A 1,995-nucleotide genomic window follows, 5' to 3' on the forward strand; every position below is an offset into this window, starting at 1 on the left:
AAACAACATACCATAGATGATTAATCTAATTTGAATAGCAAAAGCTCCCCTTAGTAGATTGATGTATTTCATGAATTTATTGAATGTGGTTAGATTAAAAATAAGAAATTTGCTTCTGTAAACGTTTGCTTAACAACTAAATACTTTATGATCACCTTGGCGGTATTTAAAAGGTCATGTTTTGTATTTTATAGTGCATACCGTTCACATGCATATGACTGGCGTAACTGATCAACATATTCATGGTAAAAAGACCATTTGGCTATATCAACAGGCGTTTGGTTATATTGATTTTTAATGCGTACATCAATACCTTTTGCTTTAAGCAATATTTTAGATACTTCTAAGTGCGCCTGACAAGTCGCTAAATGCAACGCAGTACTACTATATTTATTTTTTGCATTGATATTTAAATGTTTATGCTCTAGTAGCAGTTGTACTACTTCTATTTTTCCACCGTATGCCGCTAAATGTAAGGGCGTATTATCATCTTTATCTCTGGCGTTTATATCAATACCTATTGTATTCAATAATAGTTTAACTGCTTCTATATGCCCGTTATTGGTTGCTAAATGAAGAGGCGTTAAGCCATCTTTACCTTTACTATTTACGTTAATAAAAGGTTGGTCCAATAATACTTGAACAGTTTTTAAATGATTTGCACATACTGCCAAATGCAGTGCAGTATCACCATCCTTATTTTTAATATTGATATTCATTTCTTTTATTGTCAATAACAATTGAGTGTGTTCTACATTACCTTCACAGGCTGCAAAATGCAAGGAGGTATCGCCATATTTATTTTTTGCATTCACGTTAATTCCTTCAATCTTAAGCAGTTTTTTAAGGTGATCTATATCATTAGTGACTGCTGCCCAATGCAGGAAAGTATTCTCATCATCATCTTTTGCATGCATTAACATATGTTTTTTTGATTTAGTAAACGTTAGGGTATGTATTTATTTGGTGGATTATGCCATTTTCTAACAGATGGCAATATGGATTTATGCGTTATACGTACATACAACTTAAATTTATATGACTATATTAGATAAGCATAGTTTAATTGTTAAATAGTTTAATTGTTAATTTTATTTGATTGCGAAAGATTTGCATAATATAAGGCAAATTCATATAAAAAAGAATATACAAATGCAAGTTAATGTCATACATTAATCTATTTTAACTGTATAAATTATTTTACAAGTTTTTTTATCTATCTTAGGGGTTAAGAAGTGCACAATTAGTATACGTAAGAAGAAAATAGCACAGTTACATCCGACATTCCGCACAAGATTTGGAAGTGTTCAGTAAACTGTGTCAGTTCCCAAGATTTTAATTAAAAATCTTATTTAATTTTGTTTTAATCTTTAGCATCAGCGTTTAAGTTTTCTTATATTTCTTTTGGCTATATTTACTTTCAGTCTTCCTCCTAGCTTATTATAGATTTATTCTATGTTTGATCGCCACAATCTTTCTGGTAGTACTGTTTTGGATCATTTAGGTCTGGTAGCCGCTACGATTGATAAATTAGGTATAGCCAAAGAAATAGATAAACATCTTCCCCTGTCTTATGGGGCAAAAACAAGCCATGGCCAACGTGTATCGGCTATGATACTCAATGGATTAGGTTTCATGAATGACCGACTCTACCTCTTTCCCAGATTTCTTGCCAATAAACCAGTTAGTAAACTACTAGGTGAGAACGTTACAGCATCAGACTTTAATGATGATTCCTTAGGACGTTGTTTAGATGCTATACATGAATATGGGATAACAAAACTTTTTTCAGAGATATCCCTATCTATAGCACTAAAATATAAACTTTTAGGTAGATCTGTCTATCTTGATACTACTACCCTAAGCCTCTATGGGGCGTATGAAAATAATAATACAGCTAATAACGATGTTGTACCAAACGTCTCTTCACCAACTGTTTATCCTAACAATGATCGGATAAATCTTCCTGTAACCCCCATTCCAGCTCATGGACAT

At 32.2% G+C, this 1,995-nt stretch carries 2 protein-coding genes; one reads left to right on the forward strand and one right to left on the reverse strand.

Annotated features, from left to right (window positions below):
• Positions 1 to 188: 188 nt before the first annotated feature.
• Positions 189 to 917 (reverse strand): ankyrin repeat domain-containing protein, encoded by a 729-nt coding sequence (locus MUW74_RS03935; RefSeq protein ID WP_243519021.1) that lies wholly within the window; start codon positions 915 to 917, stop codon positions 189 to 191.
• 538 nt (positions 918 to 1,455) lie between these two features.
• Between MUW74_RS03935 and MUW74_RS03940 the strand changes: the two genes are divergently transcribed.
• Positions 1,456 to 1,995, forward strand: a 540-nt coding sequence (locus tag MUW74_RS03940; RefSeq protein WP_243553086.1) for a DUF4277 domain-containing protein, incomplete at its 3' end; no start/stop codon positions are given.

Source organism: Candidatus Cardinium sp. cBcalN2, from assembly GCF_022810445.1.
Lineage (GTDB): Bacteria > Bacteroidota > Bacteroidia > Cytophagales > Amoebophilaceae > Cardinium.